The sequence below is a fragment of the Pedobacter sp. JCM 36344 genome, from assembly GCF_046546555.1.
GTDB lineage: Bacteria > Bacteroidota > Bacteroidia > Sphingobacteriales > Sphingobacteriaceae > Pedobacter.
In genome coordinates, this window is sequence record NZ_JBKHKK010000003.1 from 20677 (window position 1) to 41316 (window position 20640).

16 protein-coding genes are annotated in these 20640 nt (G+C 39.7%); 5 read left to right on the top strand and 11 right to left on the bottom strand.

The window, feature by feature from the left end; translation table 11 throughout:
• Positions 1 to 46: 46 nt before the first annotated feature.
• Complete coding sequence (locus ACHFIZ_RS03635) at positions 47 to 196, bottom strand: SDR family oxidoreductase (protein ID WP_410882958.1); 150 nt, start codon at positions 194 to 196, stop codon at positions 47 to 49.
• Between the two features lie 174 nt (positions 197 to 370).
• Here ACHFIZ_RS03635 and ACHFIZ_RS03640 point away from each other — a divergent pair, with 174 nt between their 5' ends.
• Both ACHFIZ_RS03640 and ACHFIZ_RS03645 read left to right on the top strand, forming a co-directional pair.
• Positions 371 to 1057 (top strand): substrate-binding periplasmic protein, encoded by a 687-nt coding sequence (locus ACHFIZ_RS03640; protein ID WP_410882960.1) that lies wholly within the window; start codon positions 371 to 373, stop codon positions 1055 to 1057.
• 409 nt (positions 1058 to 1466) lie between these two features.
• Complete coding sequence (locus ACHFIZ_RS03645; RefSeq protein ID WP_410882962.1) at positions 1467 to 1760, top strand: hypothetical protein; 294 nt, start codon at positions 1467 to 1469, stop codon at positions 1758 to 1760.
• 31 nt (positions 1761 to 1791) lie between these two features.
• On the opposite strand, the gene ACHFIZ_RS03650 is transcribed toward ACHFIZ_RS03645, so the two are convergent.
• The 6 genes from ACHFIZ_RS03650 to ACHFIZ_RS03675 form a co-directional block, all read right to left on the bottom strand.
• The gene (locus tag ACHFIZ_RS03650; protein WP_410882964.1) at positions 1792 to 2184 is read right to left on the bottom strand and encodes a VOC family protein; all 393 of its coding nucleotides are present in this window, start codon (positions 2182 to 2184) and stop codon (positions 1792 to 1794) included.
• Complete coding sequence (locus ACHFIZ_RS03655; protein WP_410882966.1) at positions 2184 to 3200, bottom strand: WD40/YVTN/BNR-like repeat-containing protein; 1017 nt, start codon at positions 3198 to 3200, stop codon at positions 2184 to 2186. The genes ACHFIZ_RS03650 and ACHFIZ_RS03655 overlap by 1 nt, the downstream gene beginning before the upstream one ends.
• A gap of 1 nt (position 3201) precedes the next feature.
• On the bottom strand, positions 3202 to 3633 hold the full coding sequence (locus ACHFIZ_RS03660) for a DUF2147 domain-containing protein (RefSeq protein ID WP_410882968.1): 432 nt from the start codon (positions 3631 to 3633) through the stop codon (positions 3202 to 3204).
• 54 nt (positions 3634 to 3687) lie between these two features.
• Complete coding sequence (locus ACHFIZ_RS03665; RefSeq protein WP_410882970.1) at positions 3688 to 5076, bottom strand: AcvB/VirJ family lysyl-phosphatidylglycerol hydrolase; 1389 nt, start codon at positions 5074 to 5076, stop codon at positions 3688 to 3690.
• Between the two features lies 1 nt (position 5077).
• Positions 5078 to 7666, bottom strand: coding sequence for a phosphatidylglycerol lysyltransferase domain-containing protein (locus tag ACHFIZ_RS03670; protein ID WP_410882972.1), 2589 nt, complete (start codon positions 7664 to 7666; stop codon positions 5078 to 5080).
• 828 nt (positions 7667 to 8494) lie between these two features.
• The gene (locus ACHFIZ_RS03675; RefSeq protein ID WP_410882974.1) at positions 8495 to 10144 is read right to left on the bottom strand and encodes an FAD-dependent oxidoreductase; all 1650 of its coding nucleotides are present in this window, start codon (positions 10142 to 10144) and stop codon (positions 8495 to 8497) included.
• A gap of 46 nt (positions 10145 to 10190) precedes the next feature.
• Here ACHFIZ_RS03675 and ACHFIZ_RS03680 point away from each other — a divergent pair, with 46 nt between their 5' ends.
• Positions 10191 to 11642, top strand: coding sequence for an alpha-L-fucosidase (locus tag ACHFIZ_RS03680; protein WP_410882976.1), 1452 nt, complete (start codon positions 10191 to 10193; stop codon positions 11640 to 11642).
• A 105-nt stretch (positions 11643 to 11747) separates the two neighbouring features.
• Here the strand turns inward: ACHFIZ_RS03680 and ACHFIZ_RS03685 are convergent, their stop codons facing one another.
• From ACHFIZ_RS03685 to ACHFIZ_RS03695, 3 genes are read right to left on the bottom strand one after another with little or no spacing between them, the layout of a single operon-like run.
• Positions 11748 to 14921, bottom strand: a complete 3174-nt coding sequence (locus ACHFIZ_RS03685; protein WP_410882978.1) for an efflux RND transporter permease subunit — start codon at positions 14919 to 14921, stop codon at positions 11748 to 11750.
• Positions 14922 to 14942: 21 nt separating this feature from the next.
• Positions 14943 to 16106 carry an efflux RND transporter periplasmic adaptor subunit gene (locus ACHFIZ_RS03690; RefSeq protein WP_410882980.1) on the bottom strand — a complete coding sequence of 388 codons (1164 nt, stop codon included), beginning with the start codon at positions 16104 to 16106 and terminating at the stop codon, positions 14943 to 14945.
• A 10-nt stretch (positions 16107 to 16116) separates the two neighbouring features.
• Positions 16117 to 17463 carry a TolC family protein gene (locus ACHFIZ_RS03695; RefSeq protein ID WP_410882982.1) on the bottom strand — a complete coding sequence of 449 codons (1347 nt, stop codon included), beginning with the start codon at positions 17461 to 17463 and terminating at the stop codon, positions 16117 to 16119.
• A 240-nt stretch (positions 17464 to 17703) separates the two neighbouring features.
• On the opposite strand from ACHFIZ_RS03695, the gene ACHFIZ_RS03700 reads away from it, so the two are divergent.
• On the top strand, positions 17704 to 18801 hold the full coding sequence (locus ACHFIZ_RS03700; RefSeq protein WP_410882984.1) for a sensor histidine kinase: 1098 nt from the start codon (positions 17704 to 17706) through the stop codon (positions 18799 to 18801).
• A 3-nt stretch (positions 18802 to 18804) separates the two neighbouring features.
• On the top strand, positions 18805 to 19563 hold the full coding sequence (locus ACHFIZ_RS03705) for a LytR/AlgR family response regulator transcription factor (RefSeq protein WP_410882986.1): 759 nt from the start codon (positions 18805 to 18807) through the stop codon (positions 19561 to 19563).
• A gap of 11 nt (positions 19564 to 19574) precedes the next feature.
• Here ACHFIZ_RS03705 and ACHFIZ_RS03710 read toward each other — a convergent pair whose 3' ends face one another.
• Complete coding sequence (locus tag ACHFIZ_RS03710) at positions 19575 to 20492, bottom strand: glycosyltransferase family 2 protein (RefSeq protein WP_410882988.1); 918 nt, start codon at positions 20490 to 20492, stop codon at positions 19575 to 19577.
• Positions 20493 to 20640 lie beyond the last annotated feature (148 nt).

Consider the following 20640-nt stretch of genomic DNA (forward strand, 5'->3'; position numbering starts at 1 on the left):
ACCGGATCTGCCCATTGAGGGTAGCGCCACTAAAAGTCTTTAATTTCTACATTGTTGGACCTCCGCTTACCTGCAGAGGAGTCCAGATTGGTCCCGGCGCTAGGCCATTTACGCAAATAGCTTTTGAGCCGAGTTGTTTTGCCAATGAACGAACAAAACTAGTATTGGCAGCTTTGGTTTGTACATAATCAAACAATTCGCCTCTTGGATCATTAGCTTATTCAGAGGTTGTAGTTATAATAATATAAAAGCAATGAATCTATCACTTGTGAATAAATTTAAAGCCATTAAGACCTATATTTGACGCATTTCTATAATAAAAGCTTTAAATTAGCTGTAATTAGGAACCACTTAATTGATTTTTCCTCAAATGACCCAAAAAAAGGTGTTAAAAGTCGGACTAGACTCTGCCGCTCCATTTCCGATGCACTCTGATTACAATTCAGAAAACTTTGAAGGCTTTGAAGTTGACCTTTTAAAGGCAATCACAGATCATTTAGGGTTAGAAATAGAATATCAGGTGTCGTTATGGTCTACAATTTTAGAGCAATTGTTCAAAGGAGAGTTGGATATCATATGCTCCGCGGTAACAGTTACCCCTTCTCGCAGGCATATTCTTGAATTCACAAATCCCTACCTGCATTTCCGACTTTGTGCAGTGATCAACCAGGAAGATAATCTAAGGGGGCTAAATGATCTTAAAAATAAAACGATTGGTATTAGGGAGGCGACTGAAGCAGAACGATATGTTCATGCCAATTTCCCAGCAAACAATATGGTTCATGCAGAAACAAATAAAGATCTATATAGGAAGCTGCAGGCTGGCAAGATCGACTTGCTAATAGACGACTCCCCTATCGCAGGTGGTTTCCTTCAGAAAAACAAAAAACTTAAAATTGGTCTGTACCTTCCCGGTACAGACTCACAATATGCCATTGCCATTAAAAAAGGTGATATTCAACTTAAAGAGCAGTTTAACGAAGTGCTAAGTCTCTTAAAAGAAAATGGTGTTTACCAGACTATTTACAAAAAGTGGTTTAACAACATTCAGTTTTAGTGGCTGATTGTATGAACACAATCAGCTAAAAATGTCAAGTTTCTACTTCCTCAGTTTGCCTGAAAGCATTCTAATGTAAAATCTGCCAATTACACTTCTGGCAGTAAAGTTCATCTTATGCGCATCGTTTGTTTCGTGCTAGTCGCGCGAAGGCACTCTGTCCGGAGTTTCTATAGCATATTTATAAACTGGTGCAACGATCGATCATGGGTAACCAGAAGAATTGCAGGCGCTTTTCTCTCTTGAGCAGATACAGCTGCAGAACACATTGGGGTGAAGAATAGAAATCTTTTTATTTTATACAGGAGATAAGGGGGCATCATGGACGCTCACACAAATATATAAGTTTAGGTAGTTGAGCCAAAAACATAGATTAAAACAATTAATAAACTAAGCGGTTATAAATCTAATGAAACCTTTCAATATAAAAATCGGTTATGGAGCTAACCAGGTAACTCTGACCATCTTTCCCATTGATGAATACCAATATAAGGTCATCTATTATGGGGCGATTCTAGGTGCAGTAAAATATGATATAGACTGTTGGGAATCAATCCCATCAGAAGAACTCGAAGCAGACGACCTTCCGCTTTACCAACATGATGTAAATTCAGGCAGAATTTATCTAATTCTTAATGAAGCCACCGTTGATGAAATTGGAAATGAAATCGAAGACCTTCTTACCGGAGGGGAAGATCTATAGTCTATTTCATCGATATCTCGACCACGATTTATTATTTTTCGTAGAATTCCAATGGCAAACCATCCGGATCTGCTATGAAGGTAAACCGTTTACCTGTAAATTCGTCCATACGAATTGATTCAACAGTTACACCATTCCTTTCCAGCTCAACTACGACTTCATCTAGGTTTTCTACTTCGAAAGCAAGATGTCTCAAGCCCGCTGCCTCTGGTCTGGAAGGTCTTTGCGCTGGATTAGGAAACGAAAACAACTCAAGTACGTATCGGTTGTTTAACGCAAGATCTAACTTATAAGAGTCCCTTTCAATTCTGTATACTTCTCGAATGATCTGGAGGCCTAAAACATCAGTATAGAATTGCTTTGAAACGTCGTAGTTTGTACAAATAATTGCGACGTGGTGAATCGCATTTAGTTTAAGTGCCATTAATTGCTAACTAGTTTGTAAATCTGGCCTTTGTTTCCGGCTACCAGGATAAGTTTGCCTGTTTTTGATTTCTGAATCACGTTTAAATTTAACTTAGAGATGTTATACCAGCTCAGGCCAGCATCCGTTGACACGTCAGTTCCCGAAGAGCCAGTAGCGATCATTGTCTTATCATTGATATAAACAACGCAGGATCGATAACCATCTACTGGTTTAAGTGGTTTCGTCCAGGTTTTTCCGGAGTTATTTGTGAGTAAGATATTATTACTATTCTCATTGTCTTTCAAATAATTACCCCCGACCACTACTCCTATTTTCTTATCATAAAATGCGATAGAGAAAGGTCCTGTACTGCTTTCACCTTGAATGATGGGACATTCGTAAAAGCCCCATTTATCACCGTAGTTGTGGGAATAATATAAATTAGAAGCTGCCCCGCCTGTAACAATCCAAACCTTGCCATTATCCATTGTTCTGATGGTTGTGCCACTTGCTGCAAATCCCGCTTCTCCTGTAAGTATATTCCACTTCAATTTGGAAGAAATGTCTTGCCATGAAAGTCCCCCGTCAATTGTCCTAAGCAGTTGCATCCGGTTCTTAATAGGGTCACCAAAGATAATCCCACGCTTGGCATCCCAAAAATCCATGCCATCAAGAAATATTGCAGAATCACTATTTTTATAGGTTTGCTTCCAGGTTCTGCCCCCATCATTAGTCAACAATATGTATGCCGGCGAACCCGCATTCACAATGATTGCCTTGTTGGTATCAAAAGCTTCAATATCTCGAAAATCAAGCTTGTCATAGCCCACAGGCTTAATCCATTGCCAGGACAAGCCCCCATCCACAGTTTTACCAACGGTACCATTGCTGCCACTCACCCAGGCAACCTGATCGGAAACGATAGACATTCCCCTGATGCTTGTAGCGGTTCCACTGGTTTGCTGAACAAAATTATACGATTGTCCAAACACAGTACATGGAAAATAAAGGAATAAAAATATCAGCTTTTTCATGCTATTTAACACGTTTCCAAACTTCAGTTCTTCCAAGCAATGCGACGCCGATATAGCCCCTCATATTTAGATCACCATTTGCTTTCAAAGTCATATTGCAACTATAAAGCTTACCTGACTTTGGATCATAAATGCTACCATCTGTCCATTTTCCATCCTCAAAAACAAAGTTCTTAAGGATTTCCAGTCCCACAATCTGTTTCGACCTTAAACTGGTATTAGGGTTCTTATAATCTGTTTTTACATTTCCTTTCTCATCTTTTGGATCTTTCAACCAAACAATTTTTCCAAAGTACTTATCTGATCTTTTAGTAACGTCAATATGGGCCTCTCCTGTTGAGTTAACCCATTTGCCTAAAATGGCATCCTTATTCTGAGCTGAACCTGTTAGCGCAAAGGCAACAAGCAACAATACAATCGAAAAATATTTCATAGCGGATGTTTATGCAATTAAAGGTAGCAATTGATGAAAGATAAATAAAATCTTTCATAGAATGTTCTTCACTATCAAGGTAGCAATGCCTTTATAATCTTTATTAAAATGATGATTTCCGGGGATAATTACTGTCGTGATCCCACTCTTTAAAAAACTCTGCCTCAACTCTTCATCTTCATCCCTTCCAAAAATACACACTGGTTTAATTTCAACAACCTTTTTCAGTTCAGCAATCACATTATACTTTCCTTTCGAGAGCCCAAGGTTAAGCATATCTGTGATATGAATCTCGAAATCAGCATAGTCCTCGGGAGCCAATGATATCAGGCCCTTGAGATTTTTTTTCAATTCCACAGGTAGTCTTGTTGCAAGAAATGGTATCACCGAAGCACCGAAAGAATATCCCGCCAAAACAAATTGTTCCTTTCCAAACTGCTTCTGATACTTTAATATCACTTCCGCCACTTCTCCAGCTGCGATTGACGGAGTTTTCGCTTTCCAAAAATACTTTTGAGCATCCAATCCTACCACATATAATCCTTTGGCAGCCAGGGCCTCCGCCAATGACTGGTCAAAACTTGTCCAACCTCCATCTCCGGAAATCATAAAAACAAATGGTAAAGCAGTCCTTTTTACAGATGAAACTATGGTTAAAGGTAATGGCTCGGCCAATGTTTTCGAAACCTGGCTGTCTTCTCCTACAATCCGCGCATAGGCACTGCTGAATTCTGGTAGCCAGTTACTCTCCACTGCAAATCCATGACCTACCTTATCCAGCTTTACAAGCTCCGCTTTTGGCATATCTTTAAGAAAAGCAGCAGTTGCCACGTACGGACAAGTCAAATCCTTCAATCCATTTAAAACAATAAAGGGTGCAGTTAATGATTTACAAGCTTCTATATAGTAAGACTTGTTGGGCTTCAGAACATGCTGAGTCAGTCCATTCCCCTGGCAAAAGGGCTTAACAATGTTTATATCCGGACAAAAGCCAAGAGCCAAAACTCCTTTAAAAGTATTAGCCGGTGCCTGCACCAGCATTGCATACGCTAAAACTGCACCGTAAGAATAGCCAACTAATATCGGTTTGTGATAAGTAGTCAAGTTATATTTCTTCTGAATGTCAATGCTCAGCTCCTCGAAGTCGGCCGCAGGGTATAAACATTCTGTCTTTACTTTAGACAAATAATACCCGTAATGCCTAGCATCTATTCCAAGAACCAATGCACCCTGAGTCACAAGACTTTTAGCCATGTCAACTACTCCAGTCTTCCAGCCCCCATCTCCTGACACAAACATGGCTACAGAGGAGGGTATGCCCTCGGGATGATAAACTACGATCTTTCCGAACTTACCATAGCTTACAGAATCTATTCGCTGGCAGAAGCCCGTAAGACAAAAACCTAAAAACAAAATACTGGTAAACAAGAATTTATAAGGCATTCTAGGGCTTAATAACCTTAGACAATACGTTGGGAATCTGGAGTAAGTCATAATCGTGGTCGTATATCAGATATTTGTTGTACCATACAGGTGAAAATTTTTCTTTCGCTGCCCTTAGGCCCTTGTAATGAGAAAAGCTTCTAATCTTTTCATAAGCGAATTTTATAGATCGTTCAGGGAAATTATGAGGAGTAATCAATCCTGATAATGGAGCAAAGCCCAGGTTTAGACTGCTAAAACCTTCGGCTTTAGCATAAGTAAACAAAGCAACCATGATAAAATCAATTACTCCATTCGGCGCATCCTCAGTTTTTCTAATCAAATCATAAGTACTTTCACCATTAACATAGCTGGGTATCACGTTTAAAAAAGCAACTATTTTTTCTTCGCTATTCTCAACGGTGATGATTGTTTGTTGTTTAAGCTCTTCCCAAATAAAGGTACCCTGAGAAAATACAATTTCTTCCCTTCCTGTATCCCGCAACCAATCATCGGATACCGATTTCAACTTCTGCATGATTCCATCAGACACAGGCGATTTATAAATCTTAGTAACAAAGCCCTGATCTGAGACCTTTTTTAACGCATTACGAATTGACTTCCTGCTCCCGCCCTCTAAAGAAAAGGTTTTAAGATCAACTACTCCTTCTTGTCCAAGAAATAACTTTTTCTTACCCAAGGAGATATAACTTTCCATCCTTTCCTGTGATATTCTGTAGTAGATGCTTTTCATACCACTTTCATAACAAAATTTATCGAAAGACTTTATAAGAGCAGCCTTGTCATCCGGAGACGAAAGCGGCCCCTCCAGTGCAACTGCAAAATTACCTGCGATACGGTAGGCGATCATACCTTCGATGGCCTCATCCTGATAAACCAATTTATCGTTGTACGCTTTAAAATAATCGAGTGATGAATCTCCATATTTTATTAGAAGTGCATTCACATTTTCCAATTCTTCCTCAGTTGTCTGGCTACTACTTACGAAAGGTCTGATTAGTGTATAGACTAAAAATGACAACGAAAGCAAGCCGCTGATATTTATCGAGTAGAGAAAGCCTCTCGCAAAGGCATCATTTGGGACCAGATCTGCGTTTCCCACCATTAGAAAGTTCTGAAAAGTATATTTGATGGACTGCAGCCAATTAAAATCAATATTAAAGTGCCTGCTGTCCAGATAATAAAAACCGAGGCATCCATAAACAAAAACGGCAATAACACTTAGAAGCGTTGTTTGAATACCAAAAGATCTCAATTTCGAGTTGTGTTTAATGTAGTACTGTTTTTTCGAACTAAACAAGATCGTGAGAACAAGAACAGAAAATAACGCTTCCTCATAATCAATAGCCTTCGTCAGATGGCCTACTAAAGAAAGGAGGCAAAGTGCAACCGCAAAATACCAAGCCATCTTTAGCCCTTTTAACATGAAAGCAGCGGTGACCAGAAGGAAAAGACCAGCAACCAAAACAAAGTAGTTTGAAGCGGTAATTGCTTCAAGTGGAAGAAAGTCTTCCAAAAATACCAGACGCTCCCTGATAGCAGGAGTTAGCACCGATATGATGTTAATCACACCCAGGCAAAGCATTAATAAGGCTGGAATAATCCGCATCAATAACCTGTTTACCTTAACGAGAAAAGCTAATCCTCCTAAGGCCATTGGCGTCCAAAATTCCATTAGTCGGAAGATCAATGTTATGGATACAGCAAATGCAGGAGGATAACCTAACTTGATAAGGATGAATGACATTGATGCCTCAACTGCACCGAGGCCCCGAAGGAAAGGAGAGATAATCAGGAAAATAACTGCGACAATGTAGCTTACAATTGCAATCATCCATGAGGGATTCAAGTGTAGTGTTAGCATTGCGATATAGATGTGTACAATTCCTATAACCTCAATTAAAAAGCTATACCCTAAGGTTGTAAGGAAATGTTTACGCTCAATTCTGCTCTCCCGAAATTCCGCGGCATAAACTTCGATTACAGGAATGTACTTGAGCATTAGAAGATAAATCTTACCCTTTTTAATTACCGAATTGTATATGCCGAATAAAGTTCCAATTAATAATACTACGGCTAGTAAGCCAAACCATTCTCCATTTCCAATGCTGCCTTCTATTATTCCGTATATAAAGACTGGAATTGCTATCATCACCACTGAAAGAATGCCTATAAAACCATAGATAGAGGAGGCAAAATTAATCTGTGATTTGCTAACTCCCTTTTTTTCGATATCTCCACTGAAGAATGCCAGTGAGGAAACACCTCCGGCAGGTAAAAAAACGCTAACAAAATTCCTTTTTAGATAAAGTACAGTTCCGTCTAGTACAGAAATTCTACTCGCAATAGAAGCGAAGGCAGACCGGTACATTAAACCATGAACAAAGACATATGCTATACTAATCGTGATCCCCAACAACAACCATATTGGGCTTGCTGTAGCGAGTAAGGGCCGTACCTGATTGAGTTCAGCACCTTCATGTTTTACAAACCAAATGGCAACTCCAACAAAAAATAAGGTGAAAACATAACTAGAAATCATCTTCGCGTTTTCGCGAATAAATGGAGCAATAAACTTAAATCTCTGCATAGTTATATTCCGCAATTGGTTGTTTTCAAATACCCAACCAAACTAGTCTATTTATTGTATTGAAAGCGTCATTTCTAGCATTAAATTGCTAATTGCGGACAGAATAGTACAAGTTCTTGGGTAGTTGCAGCCTGAAAGGGGCCTGAAAGGTATCTTAGAGGGTAAAAGGGGTGTCTTGCCCAAGGAGTATGCTCTCAGTTACCTAGTTGTTACCTACTAGTTACGAAACTGAGTAGACGATTTGAAACACATTGGATGACAAAAAATAGTACTAAAAATAAAAGAGGTAGTCTCATCCAAGCACTACCTCTTTCTAACCAAATATAAACCCTGTATGAACGGGATCTTTTTCTTTAAGGTAATTTGCAAGTTACCTGTATTTTCTTTCTATGATGCTAGCATTGCTGCTTGACTCTACAAATGTAAAAATAATATCTCATAGTGTAAAATTTACACTAAGTAATTTTAATCAAATCTACCCGATATTGCAATTCCATGATAATTTAGCTATTAATTATTAAACACAACAATCGAGTTTGTATAATTAAACTTTATAGCAGCCACAATTGAATACTAGAGAACAAAGCGCCATTTTCGAAAAAATATTTAGGCATTTAAGAAAATATTATTTATATTATAGAGATATCTGCCATTTTAACAACAATTAGATAGTATACAAGAACAAAACCTCATAAATTGATCTTTATCTTATCAATATCTATCATTTGAACCAAATTTCTTCATCATCTAATGAACATAGTGTTATCTTTTCGATAACTATTTAATATAAAAAGCCATTCACCAGCTAATTTACATCAATTCGAAAAACTAATTTAATCGCTGCTTCTGAGCTAAAAGCAGTTCCGCCAAATTATCATATGGCACTCTTTGAACGGTAATACCTCGATCAATAGCAACTGATGCAGCCGTCGCAGCAGACTCCCCAAGTATCATAAACACAGGTTCCATTCGTACCGAGCCATAAGCGATGTGAGAACTGGAAAGGCACACTGGAACAAGCAGGTTTGAACACTGATTTTCCTTTGGAACAATAGCATCATATCCAATACTATATGGTTTAGGAGCCTTAACCCCAATATCTCCCTCATTCTGCACGAAGCCCTGATCAGTTACATACCTCTGAACATTATGAGAGTCTAAAGAATAAGAACCCATACCTATTGGTTTTGGCACTTCCCGCTTCCCAAGAACTTCATTTTCAGTCATTACCAGACTACTTACCATTCGTCTGGCTTCTCTGATGTATAATTGATGTGGCCAGTTGTCATTATCTTGGAACTCATCTTTAGATAGACCCCAGGTATTTAACTTATCCTGGAAAACCTTTGGAACCCTCGGGTCTTGCGCCATGAAATACATTAAACCTTTCTGGTAATTTTCATGATCCTTAATTATTTTCTTTCTTTCGGCATAGGAAGCCTCCGGATATCCGTAATTCATACCTATAAAATCTGTACTAAAAGGTCCGTGGTTATTGGTGTCTGTCTTTCTATTAGGGACAGGATCATATTTATCAAACAACTCTTTCCATCCGCTCTCAAATACCCTGACCAATAACTCATAATCCATAGGATTATACCTGTCCGGTTTCGGAAAAGTAATTCTATTGTCAGGGTTATTGGTGAGACACATCCTAAAGCAGTATGCCTGCAACTTATCATCCCCTTGTCCTCTCACTCCTGGAGTGGAAGATGCAACACCGGGTAAAAGGCCACTACTTATTTGCCCTGGAACTATATATGGATCAATGGGCTTTGCAAAGTTATGACCATGCTGAAAAACATTATTTTGCACTCCATTCCATGTCTCGCCGTAAATGGAATTTGCTTCTCTACCAACATGGTAACTGACACCTGCGGCAGCCATCAAATCTCCCTCATAAGTAGCATCGATAAAAACTTTTCCTTTATATAATTTCCCACTCACGGTTTTGATAGAAATTATTTTGCCGCGCTTCTTTATGACCCCACGTTTCCTTTCTAACCACTCGTTGCGATGAACAACTAACGCATTTTCTTTCACAAATGATTCCATCACTTGTTCTGCCACGTGAGGTTCGAAGATCCACATGGTACGGTCGGCTCCGTCGATCGCTGGAGTTCCCTGTCCCTTGTTTCCATACTCTTCTTTCTTCTGCCACTTCCAGGCGGAATCTGCTTGGTAGTGAAGAAATATCCGGTGATAAAACTCTCTGGCTAAGCCTCCGATCACTTCTTTATTACCAGTGTCTGTAAAACCGAGGCCACCAGAAGACAAACCACCTAAATGCTGATCTGGAGAGACCATGATTACGGTTTTACCCATTTTAGTTGCCTGAACACAGGCAGTAACCGCAGCGGATGTACCACCATAAACAATGATGTCTGCAGTAAATACTTTTGCCTGGACTTGGGCAGTTATCTGTTGCAATCCGAATAAGCATAAAAGAAAGTGTAGTATTATTTTTTTAATAATCATAAAATCTAAGTTAAGAAAAGAGATTTAATTGTAAATTGGTATCAGCATGAGAAAATATTTACTACTATTATTCTATATCCTACTCGCCAATGTTGCTGTAGCACAAAAGTATGAGGCCAACTGGAACTCACTGAATCAAAGGAAAATTCCGGAATGGTTTCACCAGGATAAATTCGGAATCTTCATTCACTGGGGCGTTTATGCTGTCCCCTCCTATGCGCCCGTAATAGAAAATAGTGGCGACAGTTATTCCGAATGGTATTGGCAGCGGTTGACTGAAAAGCAAAAAGACTTCGATAGCTTTCACAACAAAAACTATGGAGCCGATTTTATGTATCCAGAGTTCGAAAAATCTTTCAAAGCAGAACTTTACGATCCAAAAGATTGGGCAGAACTCTTCAAAAAATCAGGAGCTAAATATGTTGTCCTAACTTCAAAGCATCATGAGGGCTATGCATTATGGGATAGCAAGGAGGCAGACAAAAGCTGGGGAAGACCTTGGAATGCCGTTACTGGCTCTCCCAAAAGAGACTTACTTGGAGAACTTACTGCCTCTGTTAATAATGCTGGATTAAAAATGGGCTTTTATTATTCTTTATACGAATGGTACAATCCACTTTGGAAAAGTGATAAAAAGAGGTACATAACAGAACATATGTTTCCGCAGTTCAAGGATCTCGTTAATAAGTATAAACCAGCCGTCATATTCTCAGATGGAGAGTGGGATTTGACTGATGAAGAATGGAGAAGTCCAGAACTATTGGCTTGGCTGTATAACGAATCACCTGTCGCCAAATCTGTAGTCGTGAACGATCGTTGGGGCAAGAATACAAGGGGCAAAAACACTAGCTCAACATACACAACATCGGAATATGGTAGTGGTATGGATCCAAATGTAATCTGGGAAGAAAGTCGCGGTATAGGTCATTCTTACGGCTACAACAGAAACGAGAAACTTGAAGACTACAGAACAAGTCATGATCTAATATTAATGCTTGTAGATATTGTTTCCCGCGGAGGTAACTTGTTATTAGATATTGGCCCGACCGCAGATGGTCGCATTCCTGTGATTATGCAGCAACGGCTTACAGATATAGGCACTTGGTTAAACGTGAACGGAGAAGCGATTTACGGAACCGGCGCATATTCAAAGTCTTACCAGTGGAGTGAAGGTAAAATGCCGGAGAAAAAAGGGGAATCTTACATGGCTGGATATGACATTGCGAAAATGGTTGTACCTACAGCTGACCAGGCGCATGTGGAAGCATTCTTCACAGTTAAAGGAAAAGATCTTTACTGCATTTTCCCAAATTACTCATCACAACTTACGATAAAGGATCTTAAATTAAAACGCGGTGCGGAGGCTACAATTCTTGGAGTAGATAGGAAATTAAAAATTAAGTCTGCAGGCAAAAATCTTATTGTAGACGCTTCTATTATTAAGCCTGGAGAGATTAGCGGTCAGCTAATGGTACTCAAACTACAAAATGTCCTATAGGATATATTCATTTTTATTGCAGGAATAGATCTTTTACAGGTATCAAAGGAAATTGGACACTAGAAAACTCTAGCGTCCAATTTAGCATATCATTTATTCCAGTTATCAATCCGCATGGAGCGTATCCTTATGCTCTTCAGGCTTATAAGAGGCCTCAAGCTCAGCAAGCTTCTTTTTACCATAAGCTAGTTTTGTGATCAATACGAACAGCACAGGAACAATAAAAAGCGCCAAGACCGTGGCCGATAACATCCCTGCCGCAACCGTCCATCCAATAGTTTTTCTGGAAACAGCTCCTGCACCATGGGAAATAATTAAAGGAATCACGCCCAGAATAAAGGCTAATGAAGTCATAATGATTGGTCTCAAACGTAGCTTAACAGCTTCGATTGTAGCAACAATCAATTCCATTCCCCAATCAACACGTTCTTTCGCAAACTCCACAATCAGAATCGCGTTCTTTGCAGACAGCCCGATCAATGTAATCAAACCAACCTGAGCGTAAATATTATTGTCCAGTTTTGGGAGGAAAGTCAGCGCCAGAATCGCTCCAAATAATCCTAAAGGAACAGAAAGCAAAATAGAGAACGGTACAGACCAGCTTTCGTACAAGGATGCCAACAATAGGAATACAAATACAATAATTAAAGCAAAGATTAAAGTGGTACTGCTACCTGCCTCCTTTTCTTCCAGACTTAGCCCGGAAAAACTATAGCTATAATTCGATGGTAATGTTTTGGATGCAACTTCCTCCAGCGCCTTTAAAGCATCCCCAGAACTAGATCCTGGCTTAGCAGATCCGGTAATCTCTATAGATCTGAATAAATTAAAGTGATTGATGATCGACGGCTTTTCTACCACATCATAAGTGACAATGGAACTTAGAGGTACAGAACTTCCCGCGTTATTCTTGACATAAAGTCTGCTCAAGTCTTCGATTCCTTTTCGGAAATTTGTATCTGCCTGAGTTACGACCCTAAAGTTCCGTCCGTATTTCGTAAAGTCGTTAATGTAGCTGCTACCAAGATAGGCAGAGATTGTACTGTAAACGGCGCCGATTGAAACACCCATTTTTTTAGCCTGATCACGGTCAACATGAACCTGGTAATTTGGTGTTCTCGAGTTAAACAGCGTATAAGCCATCCCAATTTCAGGTCTTTGGTTCGCGGCCATGAGGAATTTTCCAACATTGGCCTCAAATTGCTTGATATCTCCAGCTTGCTTCTCCTGGATCTGAAGAGAGAAACCTCCACTAATTCCAAGTCCTGGAATGGGAGGCGGCGCCACAACAATAACGCTTCCGTCTTTGTCACCTGCAAACTCTTTGGTCACCCCGACTATCGTGGATGCAACGTCTCCCTCACGATCATCCCAACTTTTTAGCTGAACAAAAAACGTAGCTGCATTGGATTTAAATGACCTATTCAAGATATTGATACCTCCTATGGAAGTTATGTTTTTAACCTCTGGGAATTTTTTCTTAATCGTTTCGGTGATCCTTTTGATAAAAGCATCTGTTCTGGCCGCTGAAGCACCCTCCGGCAGTGATACCCCCATTAAGAAAATACCAGCATCCTCACTTGGAATAAATCCACCTGGTTTCTTGACAAACAATCCAACAGTCCCTATATAAAGACAAACGAGGATTACAATTACCAACGGCGCTTTTTTCAACGCCCATTTTACACCATTTGAGTACTTATTGGTTACTTTTCCAAACCAGCTGTTGAACTTGTAAAAGAACTTGTTTAACCCTCTGGAGTTCTCATTCAAGTTCATTGGCTTCAAAAGCAATGAACATAACGCCGGCGTAAGCGACAAAGCGATAAAGGCCGAAAGCAATACAGATACAGCAATTGTTATCGCAAACTGCTGATAAAGTTGCCCAACCATGCCGGGGATAAATCCTACCGGAATAAATACGGCGGCAAGAATCAACGCAATCGCGATAACTGGCGCAGTGATATCTTTCATCGCCCTACGAGTCGCATCTGGAGCAGATAGCCCATCATGATCCATGTAATGCTGTACAGCCTCCACCACAACGATCGCATCATCCACCACAATACCGATCGCAAGTACAAATCCAAACATGGTTAGTACATTGATTGAGAATCCAAGTACGGTAAAGAGAATAAATGTACCTATGATGGATACCGGTATCGCAAGAACAGGTATCAGGGTTGCTCTCCAGCTTTGCAGGAAGAAGAACACCACGAGGGTGACCAAAATCAACGCTTCAATTAAGGTATTTACCACCCCATCGATTGAAACTTTAACAATCGAAACAGTTTCATATCCAATTACATAATCCAGGTCCTTTGGAAAGGACTTTTTAAGTGCTTTCAACTCCTTTTCAATCCCATCTGCAGTGGCAACTGCATTACCGCCAGGTGTCTGGTTGACGGCCATCATTGAAGCAACCTTACCATTAATCCTCGCCCGTGTAGAATAACTGAATTCTCCAAGTTCCACCCTCGCAATGTCTTTAAGATAAACCGCAGAACCGCCTTCACCCGATTTTACAACGATATTTTCAAATTGTTCCTTAGTATTTAAATCTCCGTCAAGAATCACTGAAAACTCAAAAGTCTGATTAGAATTCTGAGGAGGCCCACCAACTGTACCACCCGGTATCCTAGAGTTCTGCTCTGCGATTGCAGCAGAAACCTCAGCTGGTGATATATTTAAACGGGAAAGCTTATTAGCGTCAAGCCAAACCCTCATGCTGAAGGGCTGACCAAATGCTTGAACATCACCAACTCCAGGAATTCTTAACAAGGCGTCTTTGACGTATAAGTTAACGTAATTTGATATGAATTTTTGGTCGTAGGTTCCATTTGGGGAATACAAACCAAGTACCATAAGGATATCATTATTGGCCTTTTTAGTGGTAATACCCAATCTTCTAACAGCTTCAGGTAATGCAGGTTCCGCGATACCCACCCTATTTTGTACATCAAGTGCCGCGATGTCAATATTTGTACCTACATCAAATGTTACCGTAATGGCTGAACGACCATCAGATGTACTGTTTGATGACAGATACTTCATTCCTGGCGTACCGTTGATCTGATTTTCTATAGGGGTAGTTACTGTCTGCTCTACAGTTTGTGCATCAGCTCCTGTATAGGTACCGCTAACCGTTACTGTCGGAGGTGCAATGTTTGGGTACTGACTGATCGGCAACGTAGTAAGTACAATCGTACCTATCAATACAAGTAAGATCGAGATTACAATTGCCGTGGTCGGTCGCTTTATAAAAACTTCTGAAATCATATGTTTTTCTTAGATTTTGAATTATTTCTTAACTGAAGCTGCAGCTTGTTGTCCATTCGCTTGGCCTATTGTTCCAGCCTGCACCTTAGCGCCCGGTTTTACATTCTGCACCCCTTCAACAACGATCACTTCTCCTTGCTTAAGACCACTACTAATCACCACACTCTGACCAAATTGCTTACCTAATTTCACATTTCTTGGTTCTGCCTTGCTGCTGTCACCTACTACGTAGACATTGAATATTCCCAACTGCTCCTGAAGAGCTTTGTATGGAATAACAAGTTGGCGTTCTGAAGCTACGTTAAGTGCTTTCAAATTTACTGTCATACCGGAAATAAGTCTACCTTGGGCGTTTGGATAGCTTATCCTAACCTTTATTGTTCCCGTTTGAGGATCTACAGCGCGATCTATAGCTACAATGCGACCCTGCCCTTTGAAAATGCTGCCATCCTGTAATTGAATGCTAAAAAGCGAATCTTTAACTGCTGACGGTATTCTTTGAAGCTGTGTAAATCGAGGGATCTCGGCCTGGTTTACTGAAATATCTACGGCTATAGGGTTAAATGTAGACACTGTGTTTAACAGTGTTGTGCCCGGTGATGCCAAAGCACCAAGTTTTACCTGCGAAATACCAATCGTTCCTGTTAGTGGTGAAACTATTGTAGCACGCTCTAAATCATTTGCTATAGACGAAAGCTGCGCCTGAGCGGCAGCTACCTGTGATTCTGCATTTGCTAAGTCTGTTAGCGCATAATCAACACGTTGCTTAGCTACAGCATCCTGTTCGGCCAATCTCGTGTACCTGTCTGCATCTTTTTGAGCTTTATCACGGTTTGACTTAGAGACGGCAACATCCGCCTTGGCAGCATTGTAAGCAGCTATATACTTAGTTCTATCTATCTCATAAAGCTTTTGGCCCTTAACTACTTTCTGACCATCTTTAACAAAAATAGCAGTCACATAACCGCCTACCTGCGGACGTAATTCCACTTCATTTAGCGCTATCACTACTCCAGGATAAGTGTCCGTAGTCACTACTTCCTCTTCTGTCACCGTAACTGTTGTTACTGGAGTTGCTGGTGGCGGTCCCTGTGGTTGAGCAGATTTGTCACCTCCACCACAAGATGCGAGGACTATGGAACTAAGAACGATGATGCCCAGTTTTATGTTGTTAATCGTATTCATTTGATGCATATTAATTGATTGTTATTGTGCCTAATGCTTGTTGTACGTCCAGTTTCGATGAAAGTAGACTATACAAAGCGTTTAAATAGTTAAGTTGAGCAGTGCGGAGGTCTGTTTCTGAGGTCATCAGATCCAAATATGTTTTTATCCCCTCGTCATACTGAAGCTTTATGGTATTATAAACTTGTCTTGAGATTTCGACATTTGCTTTCGAAGTAGTTAAGTCGTTCAAATTGGCCTTATAAATTGCCATGGCCGATTCATATTGGGTATTGATTTGATTTGTGGTATTCACAAGATCAAGATCAATTCGCTTTTCCTGCAATTGTGATTTTTTGATCTCCTGTGTGCGTTTTCCTCCCTGAAAGATCGGAATGCTTAACTTAAGTCCAACAACCGAACTTGGGAAAACCCTGTCGTAAAGATCATTGAACTGCTGACTCTGGAAGTTCCATCCGTAGTTATAGAAACCAGCCAAGGAAGGCAGGTAACTGAGCTTGTTGTAATTTGTGTTGATGCGTTGAAGTTCACGTTGAGTTTGAAGCAAACGATATTCAACACGCCCAGAATAGTTTACAACCTGGTTAGTGTCTATGAGCATATTTTTCTCCAACTCTCCTTCGCTATAGGCCAGGTCAAATTCCTTATTGGCAGTATATCCAATCAGTTCTCTTAGATAAGCATACTTAGATTTTAACAATTCCTGGGTTCTTTTTAGATCAGCTTTAGCGTTACTAAGGCTAATCTGCGCCCGTTGAAAGTCTGTTTTATCTACAAGTCCCGCCTCGTATTGCGCATTCGCATCTTTGTACTGCTTTTCCAAACGGGCAATATTTTCGTTGATGATATTCAATTGTTCTTTGCCCGTCAGGATATCATAAAAAGCTTTACTAACGTCCACTACGGTATTAATTTTATTGTTTTCCGTGCTTTGCTTGTATTGTTGTCTAAAATATTTAGCGGTCTTTGAAGCTTGGATTAAACCTGCATTTAAGATCTGTTGATCTGCCTGTAACAAAACCGAAGAGGTGTTTTTTCCACCAAATGTTAGGAAGGAAGTTTCTCCATTTGTAGTAAGGATCTGTGTTTGCTGTTTTAAATTGTGGTTAAGCGAACCGTTTCCGTTAACTTGAGGAAGCCAGCCCGAAAGGGCAGATTTTATATCACGTTCACCAATCTCTTCATCAATAAGAGACTGTTGTACTAGTGGCTTATTTTTTAAGGCATAGCTTATGACATCTTGCAATGTTGCCTTTTTAAGGATCGTCCCAGCGCTATCTACTTGTGCAAATGCCATCCCTGGAATAAGGATGCTTGCACAAGCGAGGATTAAGACTTTTAAATTATAGATATTCATAGTTATATGACATGGAGAATTAGAAAAAGCAAAAGTATATGGAATGGAGATTTTAACTAAGGAAAGTTGACCGAACATAGGAAATTCATAACTGAAGCAATACAAAAAGCATACTCAAGCAAATGATTATGTTGCTTGAGTTCCGAAATTACACGGTTTAGTATTAGATTACTCACCTTCGGTCAATAATCACGAGAAATCTGACTAAAGTTTTACTAATCTTGTATATCAATTCTTATTATGAAGTTAAACAGGCAGGCGAAAGACTTTTATAAGTACTTCAGGTTCATTATTATACCTGTGGTGTTTGTTACATTCTATATTTTATCTGTCTTAATCGATCCGTACCGCTCCTGGTCCATCTTTTTTAACAGAACAAGTACTGAAATCTTTAGAGAACTAATATTCGTCTTGATCTACTGTATCGGCTTAACGGAGATTAGTTTGGCGGTTGCCAGGTTTCTCGATAGAAAAATGCGATGGCAGGAATTTCCTATGGCAAGGTTTCTCCTGCAATTCTGTATACAAATCCTGACAACAATCGTTTTCCTCTATCTTTATATGAACACCACTATCACGCTACTTGGTGATGGAAGAAAGTTTAGTGAAATAAACTCAATTGCACTTCGTCAAACCTTTGTGGTCAGTGTGTTATTATCCATACTAATCAGTCTCATCTATACAGGAAACTTCTTTCTACAACAATGGAAAGTAGCTTTATTGGAAAGCTCAACCCTTAATCTAAAAGCTGCCGAATTTAAACGCATAGCACTAGAGGCAGAGCTTGAGTCGCTAAAAATGCAGCTTGACCCGCATTTTATGTTCAATAATTTTAGTACGCTCTCGGCGCTGATCACTGAAGACCAGAACCTTGCACAACATTTTTTAGAGAAACTTTCCCGAGTGTACCGATATATGATAATAAACGTGAATAAGAATATTATTTCGGTAGAAGAGGAGCTCAACTTTGCCAATGCTTACTACTATCTGATCAAAATTCGGCTGGGAGACAATATAAAGATGGATTCGGATCTTCCTGATGCTGTACTAAAAAAAGGCATTCCCCCTATCACCTTGCAATTGCTTATAGAAAATGCTATCAAACACAACACAGCTTCACGTTCAAAGCCCCTGTTAATCACTATAAGAGCTGACGAAAACGAGGACTTGTTAGTAACAAATACACTACAGCCACTTAATTATAACATACCTTCCACAGGAACGGGCATAAAGAATATAAAAGGACGTTACAAGTTACTTTCGGATCGACTACCAGACATTACAGAAGAAAATAAGCTATTCCGGGTGAAGCTCCCACTGATGGATATTACTAATTAACAGATGAATATATTGATCATTGAGGATGAACGGCACAATGCCAACCGCTTACAGGCGATGGTAAAAGAAATTGACTCTGAATATATAGTTTGTGATATTCTGGAGAGCGTAGCTGATAGTATTGACTGGTTTAATGCGCAACCATCTCCAGACTTGATTTTGATGGACGTAAGGTTGGCTGACGGACTGTGTTTTGAAATTTTCAGCTCTTGCCCGGTAACAGCGCCTGTAATCTTTACTACTGCCTATGATGAATATGCTATCCGGGCCTTCAAAGTCAACAGCATAGATTATCTGTTAAAGCCTATTCATAAACCAGAACTTGAGGCAGCGCTATTGAAATTTAAGCAATTGATATCCAACCATCAACCAGATCCGGCAATAGCGGACCTTATCGATATCATCAAAAAACAAGGCGCAAGTTACCGCTCCAGATTTCTGATTCCCTTAAATGATGGGTACAAATCTGTTGGTGTTGAAGAATTGGACTATATCTACTCTGAGTTTAAAGTAACACATTTAGTTGCGGGAGACCGGCAAGTTTATGCTACTACACAAACCATGGATGAATTAGAGGAACAACTGGATCCATCCTTATTTTTTAGGGCCAACAGACAACACATTATCTCTTTAGGAATTATAAAAGACATCCACAATTATTTCAATGGAAAGCTCAAAGTAGCAATTAACAAATATCCGAAGGCGGAAATCCTAATCAGCCGGGAAAAAGCAGTCTCATTTAAACAATGGCTTGACAGGTAGTTGAGAAGCAATCATTGATTTACTACTAATGATTTAATGTATTTGAAGGATTTAGAAATCCAACTCTTCCGACGAAGCTGCAAAACTGGTAGTGTTCTAAAAAAATCTGCGAAGGCATTGTAAGCCAGTTTATCATGTAAAATTACCACCTCCACATTAAGCTGTTTTTCCGCTAAAACTACTTCGTAACTCTGCGTATCCCCACAGTTGGTGCCGCTATTGTCGTGACCAATGTTATTGACTAACGAGGTGCCAGGATACAGGGTAAGTTTGTTTTCTAGAAAAGCTGAAGCATACCAACGGATGTCCCAGCAAGCGGCTCCATCCGCGCCCAACACCCTTAGCGCCTGGGTGTAAGGATATGTGCCGCCGAAATCAAACTCGTCTTGAAGTTCTCCTTTTTCAATTTTACTTAACAATATAGAGCCATCTGGCTCAAACAGATCCCAAGCACGTTTCCAAGTGCCCCAGCCCCAACAGTCGGCACCTTTTAAAAAGAATGCCTCTTTAAGCTTTTGCTGCACTGGAAGGAGATAGCCATGAATACAAGCAACTTCCTGCTGATCGATATATAAATCTAATGCATCATTCATATATTTAAGAAACCATTTTGAAGTAACCAGATCGTCTTCTAAGACAATGGCTTTCCCACAAGCATTGATTACTTCTGTTACACCCCTAATTATGTTCTCATTGAGCCCTATATTGTTTTTACGCAATCTGATGGTTACACTTTTGAAACCATTAATAGTTTTTAAGTATTCCCGAAGCACATTTACCGGGACTTCGGCAGCTACATTTTTAGCACCATCGGCATAGATGTACAAATCACTTTCTTCGGCAAGAATGTTTTTTTGAAGGGCTTGAATTGTCTGACGGGTATGATCGAGACGATTATATACAAAAAGGACGACCGGAGCTGTGCTCATCTGCTTTTAAATTATGATTTCGGGACTAAATAGCGTACACAAAACTACCCTTTTTTATAAAATTTCAAGCTTTAAACAAATGACAAAATTCAATAGGATGTTTTTATTATAAATGTCTGACAAACATGTTATACATTGATAAACAGAC